The organism is Candidatus Culexarchaeum yellowstonense (assembly GCF_024707025.1).
Taxonomy (GTDB): Archaea; Thermoproteota; Methanomethylicia; order Culexarchaeales; family Culexarchaeaceae; genus Culexarchaeum.
Genome location: NZ_JANGFQ010000073.1, coordinates 1 through 7508 on the forward strand (window position 1 = coordinate 1; position 7508 = coordinate 7508).

Here is a 7508-nt window from a genome sequence, read left to right on the forward strand (position 1 = left end):
AAGGATAGATGAAGTGGATGTGAAGGTTAAGAAGCTAACTGAGGAAATTAAACCAATAAGCGATGTTAGAGCATCAGCAGAATATAGAAGGGAAATGGCTGTGAAAATAACCATAGACGCATTAAAAACATCCATTGAAAATTGGAGGTGTAAAGAGCGATGAAAAACATTAGATTCCAATTGAATGGAGAATGGGTGGAAGTGGAAGCTGAGGAAAACATGACCCTACTAGACTTGCTGAGGAGGAGATTGCAAATAACCAGCGTTAAGAGGGGGTGTGAAAGGGGGGAATGCGGTGTATGCACGGTACTACTTGATGATAAACCAGTATACTCATGCTTAACACCAGCCCTAAAAGCTGAAGGTAAAAGCATAATAACAGTGGAATACCTATCCAAGAATGGGAAACTCCACCCAATACAAGAAGCATTCATAAAATCAGGTGCAGTTCAATGTGGATTCTGCACACCAGCATTCATACTAACAACATACGCCTTACTGGAAAAGAATAAGAATCCAAGCGAAGAGGAGATCAAAAGAGCATTTGATGGAATAATATGTAGATGTACAGGTTATGTGAAGATAATTGAAGCTGTTAAAATAGCCTCAGAAATATACAACCAAAAATCATAACAATTATTTACTCTGAAAAGCTACATGTAATTGAGGAGAGGTAAAATGGTTGAAGAGGAAAAGTTGAATACATCAAAAATAATTGAAAGCCAAAGGAAACTCATGTTCCCATGCATGCCAAGATATAGACAGCCAATAGTCATAGTTGAGGGGAGGGGAGCTATAGTAAAGGATTTAGAGGGAAAGGAATATTTAGACTTATTCGCTGGATACGCAGCTGTAAATATTGGTCACTGCCACCCAAAAGTCGTGGAAGCAATAACGTATTGGGCTCAAAAAATACATCACACATCCTACGACTACCACAACATACCCTCAGCAATACTGGCAGAAAAACTAGTGAAAATACTACCAATGAGTGGGGAGAAGAAGGTATTCTACTGCACCAGTGGAGCTGAAGCCATAGAGGGATCTGTAAAGCTTATGAGAAAGTACATGTTGAAGAAGGTTAACAAAACTGGATTTGAAATACTAACCCTAAGATATAGCTTCCACGGCAGAACACACTTAACAACAACATTAACTGGGCAGAGCAAGTATAAGAAGGGGATGGCTGCAGTAGTATCAATACCAGGGATAAAGATAATGCCAGCACCATACTGCTATAGATGCCCATTCAAGAAGGAATACCCAGAATGTGATATACTATGCGCAAAATACATTGAAGATGTAATAAAATATGAAACATCCACAGATATAGGGGCATTCATAGCAGAACCAATACTTGGGGAAGGAGGAATAATAGTTCCACCAAAAGAATACTTCAAAGAAGCTGTGAAGATAGTTAGGGAGTATGGTGGAATATTCATAGTAGATGAAGTTCAAACAGGATTTGCAAGGACTGGGAAGATTTTCGGAATAGAAAACTACAATGTTGAACCAGATATAGTAGCCATGGCAAAGGGGCTGACAAGCGGACTACCACTAGGAGCAATAGGGGCAAAAGCAGAAATAGCAGACGCCTTCGAACCAGGAGATCACTCATCCACATGGGGACCAAACGTAGTATCATGTGCAGCTGCAAGTGCAGTAATAGATGTAATGCTAGAGGAAAGGGTACATGAAAAAGTGGAGAAACTTGGAGGGGAATTCATGAAAGAACTACAAGAATTACAAAGGAAGTATAAAATTATAGGTGAAGTGAGGGGAATGGGATTAATGATTGGAATAGAACTGGTGAAGGATAGAAATGCAAAGACACCAGCAGTGGATGAAGCTGTGAAGGTTAGGGAATACATGAGGGAAATGGGATACCTAATAGGTGTGGGAGGAGCATACGGCTCAACACTAAGAATTGAACCCCCACTAATGATAACGAAAGAGCAATTGGATAAGGCATTGGAAGCACTAGAAACAGCCATAAAGAAGGTAGAATAAACAATACACAACCAAACCTATTTTTACAAATCACTTGAAGTGTAAAATTAAGTATTCATTGAGTTTAGGTATGATAATATTCAATTTACCCCCAATTATTGTATACTTTACTGTTGCTTCACTTCCATCTGGTAGATTTATTGCTTTGAGCGTTTTACCTGCTGGATTCACGTTTCCTGGCAACGTAACATTTATTTCTATGTTAGTCTGTGATGCAAAGGTTTTTGTTTGAGTATCATATTTATAATTTATCACATGGACTATTAGAGAACCTCCCTTCTCATACACCATTAAACCCACATCCTTAGAAGCATTGGTTTCCAACCCAATATCCACGCTTATAGCTTTTATCTCACTTACCACATCCGACTGCTGTGATAAATTGTCCATTGTTATTACATGCCCACCCTGCTTTATGTACTTGTTTAGTAGATTACTAACTTCATCGTTTAAATCATAATTCTTTGGAATTATGATTATTGAGTATTTGTTTAGATCGTTTATTGTTAATGATTTGTTCACGAATTCACCATCCCCATTGTATATTACCTCGAAGGGAATGTGAGCTTCCTGTAAAGTTACACCTAAATTTTCAAAGCTTTCCCATGCTGAATATGCCTTCCATAGGTAACTGTTAAATAATGTGGAGTGTAGATCGAAGAGTATGGCTACTTTAGCAATCCTACTTACATTATCATAAAGATATGAATGTTCATTGAAGAATCTAGTGTATGGGGATATTTTGTCTGCTTGTATAGTGTAAGTTCCACCACCATAAGTGTAAGCTTTGTATGGAAGTAGGAATGAAGCTCCACACATCCTAGCTTCCGCAAGCCAATGCCCCCAAAGTTTCCACTCATCCTCAGATATTACAGTAAAATCGAAAACATCTGGAAAGGCTATGAAGGGTTTTTCAGGAGCAGCAGCTTCAGCTAAAAGGTATGTGGTTATATGCTTTCCAGGGAGAGGTTTGAGGTAACTTAACCATTCATGCTTTTCAGGAGTTATTGGCATTTCAAAGATTACGAAATCAAGGTATGGAAGGTATATTTGCTGATTTGGTTGAAGACCATATAGGTTCCCAGAAAACAATATAACCCTACCACTTACACTTCTGGTATGCTGAATTAGTTTACTTATAAAAGCAACTCTAGCTGAATATCTGGCTTTATAGAATTCCAGCAAGAGTTTTGGGTTAGGGTCATCCCATTCACTAGTGGCACCATGCTCCAATAGATACTTTCTATAATTGAAGGAGGAAATGTTGCTTATTCCAAATAGGGATAGAAGCTCTTGATTTGAATAATGGCTTTTGAGGTAAGAATTGAATGCCTCCATACAATAATCACAGAAACAATCCACATAACCTATCTCATCGATGAGAATAGCATCAACCCCACCATTAACATGCTCCTCAAATCTTTTCATGAGAAACTCTTGCCACTTGGGATTATTACCACACATCGCATACTGATCCGATCCAAGGAATTTAATTGGATTACCATAAATATCCCTACAACTGGCATCCATCTTAAGCTTCTCATCATTAGTAATAAAGGATTGCACTGTTGGAGGACCAGAACACACTATAAAGGCATTTTTATGTAGAGAATTCACATAACCTCTATCATAATCATTTAAACCAGAGAAGTAGACAGACCATGCAGTACCCTTTGCACCCACAGTCTGCAAGTAATCTATGGGGGGTTGACCGAAGACTAAGATAACCCCCTTCTTAAGCCAATCCCTATTAAAAGTGTAAGTCTCACTTATTGGAACACTTTCACTCCCCCTTTTCATCTGGGAAAGGAAATTGTAAAATACAAGACCACCAACAACCATTAAGATTATTATAGCTATACTCAACGCTCTTTTCATTTAAACAGCCGACTACAATGAAATTCAAAACATATAAATTTTACTATTTACAAGAAGAACCACTCTTTCTCCTAGAGGTAAATAACTTCCTTTAAAATCTTCTCCCCAATTATTGGTTTTAAAGCCCCCTTCGAAACTAAATCAACTTCTATTCCAATAAGTTTAGTTAGATACTCCTCTAAATCTAAAAACTGGAAAAATCCTATTGGCTCTTCAAATTCAACTAGAATATCAACGTCGCTCCCCCTAATAAAGGATTCAAAATCCCTACCCCCTTCACCTTAAAATTCCTCTTCAAATCTTCCTTATGCTGAATTATAACTTCTTTTATCTCTTCAAGAGTCTTCATGCTAATTTAAATTGAAATCTACCTTAATTAATAATTTTAGTGAGATTAAAGGAGAAATGTTTATGCTTACTTTTCCATTGGTGCTAAAGTTTATTTTGTTTCTTGTCTCTTAATTAGTATTTGAAGTGTACTTTATTGGAGATGTGCATTATGAGTGTTAGCGATTTTGATCCATATTTATGGTTGGAGAATCTAAATGACCCTAATGTGGTGCAATGGGCTCTGGATAGAAGTGAGAAGGCAAGGAAGGTTCTGGAACCATTATCTAGAAAGCTTATGCCGAGAATCAGCAAGTATTATTCGCTTCCATACGTTATATCTGTTGACATCGGCAAATACGATGTTTTTATGCTTTTACGTGATGGTAAATCCTTTAAAATCGGCAAAATAACTGAGGAAGGTTCGTTTAATGAAATTGTGAAATCCGAGGATATTGGAGAGGATGTGGTTATACAGGGATTTCAATTATCTGAAGAGGGGGATAAACTTGCATTTTCTTTTTCAATAGGTGGAGCAGATGAAGGTGTCACTAGAATATTGGATGTGAAATCTAATGAGGTTTTGGATGAATTGAGGGGGAGGATAGGGGACATAGTTTGGTTGGAGGGGGATAAGTATTATTATGTGAGGTTTTATGGTAAGGAGAAAACTCCAGATGGAGTTCCACCTCCAGCACAAAGGGTTTTCTTAAGGGAGAATGGTAAGGAAGAGATTGTTTTCGGTAAAGGACTTCCATCACTACACTTCATAGGGCTTAAAAGGAGTTTACAATCAAATAAAGCTCTACTATCCATATGGTATGGTTGGACTAAAAGCGATGTTTATGTAGGGGGAATTACGGACCCAAATAGCTGGAGCCTCTTATATGGTGGAGGAGATTTCATAGCATACCCAGTAGACTATGTGAATGGAAACTATGTAGTGGCAAGTTTTGATGGGGAAGGTATGGGAAGGCTATTAGCAATAAATGAAAGAAGCCATGAGGTGAGGGAAATTATAGGTGAACAACCATACCCACTGGAAGAAGCTGTGGCATATAAAGATGGGATAGTAGCATCATACCTAGTTAACGCCTCCACAAAAATCAAATTGATAAACATGAATGGAGAATGGAGGGAAATAAGCTTTGAACCTCCAGGTACAGTAAGCTCTCTACATTCCAATGGAGAAAAATGCGTATTCAAATATGAATCCTTCCTAATACCATACCGCATATACCTCCTCGAAAATGGAAAAACGAAAATTATACGTTCAGAGGAAGTTGAGGGCGATTTTGAAATTAATGAATTTTGGGTTGAATCAAAGGATTCCACAAAAATCCATGCATTTAAAGTTCAAAATAAAAATAAGAAAAGTAACTTTGTATTCGCATATGGCTATGGAGGATTTAGAATATCATTAACCCCAAGATTCCATCCACACATAATCCCATTCATTGAAGATGGAGGAATTTTCGTAGTTGCAAATTTAAGGGGAGGTGGAGAGTATGGTGAAAAATGGCATAGGGCAGGTATGCGTGAAAATAAGCAAAACGTATTCAACGATTTCATAGCAGTCCTAGAGCATTTGAAAAGGGAGGGAGCTAAAATAGTAGCTTATGGGGTAAGCAATGGAGGACTACTTGTGGGAGCAATATTAACACAACGCCCAGACCTAATAGATGGAGCCATAATAGGATACCCAGTACTCGATATGCTTAGATTCGACAAACTATACATAGGGAGAACATGGGTTACAGAGTATGGAGATCCAGAAAACCCGAAGGATAAGGAATATCTAATAAAGTACTCACCATACCACAATATAAAGAAGAGAGGGTATCCACCAGTAATGATATTTACAGGATTATACGATGATAGGGTACATCCAGCACATGCATTAAAATTTGCAGCAAAATTGGAGGAGATTGGAGCACCATACCTACTTAGAGTTGAAAGGAAGAGTGGGCATTCAGGAGCCACACCACAAACAAAGATAGAAGAATACTCTGACATAATGGCATTCGTATACCACATATTCAAAATGCAATGAAAAGAGAATGTTTATAAGTTCTGGGGTAGAAGTATGGTTCTGGGGTAGAAATTGCTCTTCGACCCACGACCAAAATCAAGAAGAGAAGAGCTGTTTGGTAGAGATGTGGAGCTTAATTTGTTACATGATAATGTTAATTCCCCCATCATCGTTATTGCTGGTATTAGGAGGATCGGTAAAACTTCACTATTAAATGTATTCCTCAATGAAGTGAACATTCCAAATATTATTGTAGATTTGAGGGATTTACATAGCAATTATGGTCTTAAAGACCTATTCGAAATACTTTCAAAAGCTCTCTCATCAAGACTTGACAAACTAATGGAGCTTCTCAAAAGTATAACGTCAATTAAAATTCTTGGTGGTGAAATTGAAATAAAATGGAAGGGAAGAGGGGCATTAACACTGCCAACACTTTTCGATTCACTAAATAGAAGTAGGGTGATTATAGCTTTTGATGAAGCTCAAATGCTGAGGGGTCCTAGATCCATGGAAATCCTAAATGCCATAGCACACGCTTATGATTACGATAAGAACCTAACATTCATATTCACAGGATCCGAGGTTGGATTGCTCCACGACTCCCTAGGAATAGAAAAGCCAGAATCACCCCTATATGGTAGATACTGCTTCAAATTGAACCTTGAAAGATTTAAGAGAGATGTGGCTGAAGAATTCCTCTTAGCAGGATTCAGGGAAATGAATGTTAAGGTGGATAAGGGTTTAATTGAAGAAGCCGTAAACAGTTTTGATGGAATACCAGGATGGCTAACACTTTTCGGAAATGAATATGTGAGAGGCTTGAAAAATCTAGACAAGATAAAGGAAGTGGCGGTAAATATGGCTTTAAGTGAACTCAAAAACCTCGTTGCAGGAAGGAGTAAGAGATATGCCACAGTTCTAAGAGGATTAGCTGAAGGTATGAATAGTTGGGGGAAGATAAAGGGGTATGTTGAAGAACATGAGGGCAGTACAATATCATCAAGCATACTATCAAACATACTTAGAAGCCTAGAAGATTTAAGCATAATAAAGGACTATGAATTCCTAGACCCAATATACAAGGAAGCTTCACTAAGACTTTAAACCATTAGATATATGGTAGGGTGGCATTTTAGGAAGATGCACACTGGAAAATGCTCATATCATTGAACTTGGAATCCCATTTGGATTGTAGGCGATTTTTGGCTTTAAACCCCTCCTCCTCATAATTTCAACCACATGCGGATATAGGATTACA

At 37.9% G+C, this 7508-nt stretch carries 7 protein-coding genes; 5 read left to right on the forward strand and 2 right to left on the reverse strand.

All coding sequences use genetic code 11. The features are described from left to right. Positions 1-19 precede the first annotated feature (19 nt). Genes MRT15_RS12585 through MRT15_RS07895 form a run of 3 tightly spaced genes read left to right on the forward strand, consistent with a single transcriptional unit; the run spans position 20 to position 2010 of the window. Entirely contained in the window at positions 20-163 is a 144-nt protein-coding gene (locus MRT15_RS12585) for a hypothetical protein (protein ID WP_369684962.1), read from the forward strand. Continuing rightward, entirely contained in the window at positions 160-633 is a 474-nt protein-coding gene (locus tag MRT15_RS07890) for a (2Fe-2S)-binding protein (RefSeq protein ID WP_304329533.1), read from the forward strand. The genes MRT15_RS12585 and MRT15_RS07890 overlap by 4 nt, the downstream gene beginning before the upstream one ends. A 45-nt stretch (positions 634-678) precedes the next feature. Next, positions 679-2010: an aspartate aminotransferase family protein gene (locus MRT15_RS07895; protein WP_304329534.1), complete on the forward strand. Its 1332-nt coding sequence runs from the start codon at positions 679-681 to the stop codon at positions 2008-2010. Between the two features lie 30 nt (positions 2011-2040). Here MRT15_RS07895 and MRT15_RS07900 read toward each other — a convergent pair whose 3' ends face one another. Both MRT15_RS07900 and MRT15_RS12590 read right to left on the reverse strand, forming a co-directional pair. Beyond that, entirely contained in the window at positions 2041-3888 is a 1848-nt protein-coding gene (locus tag MRT15_RS07900; RefSeq protein ID WP_304329535.1) for a hypothetical protein, read from the reverse strand. Between the two features lie 71 nt (positions 3889-3959). Further along, positions 3960-4139 (reverse strand): nucleotidyltransferase family protein, encoded by a 180-nt coding sequence (locus tag MRT15_RS12590; RefSeq protein WP_369684963.1) that lies wholly within the window; start codon positions 4137-4139, stop codon positions 3960-3962. A 248-nt stretch (positions 4140-4387) separates the two neighbouring features. On the opposite strand from MRT15_RS12590, the gene MRT15_RS07905 reads away from it, so the two are divergent. Together MRT15_RS07905 and MRT15_RS07910 are read left to right on the forward strand one after the other, a co-directional pair. Continuing rightward, positions 4388-6268, forward strand: coding sequence for a prolyl oligopeptidase family serine peptidase (locus tag MRT15_RS07905; RefSeq protein ID WP_304329536.1), 1881 nt, complete (start codon positions 4388-4390; stop codon positions 6266-6268). 51 nt (positions 6269-6319) lie between these two features. Next, positions 6320-7354 (forward strand): ATP-binding protein, encoded by a 1035-nt coding sequence (locus MRT15_RS07910; RefSeq protein WP_304329537.1) that lies wholly within the window; start codon positions 6320-6322, stop codon positions 7352-7354. The last annotated feature ends 154 nt before the right edge of the window (positions 7355-7508 follow it).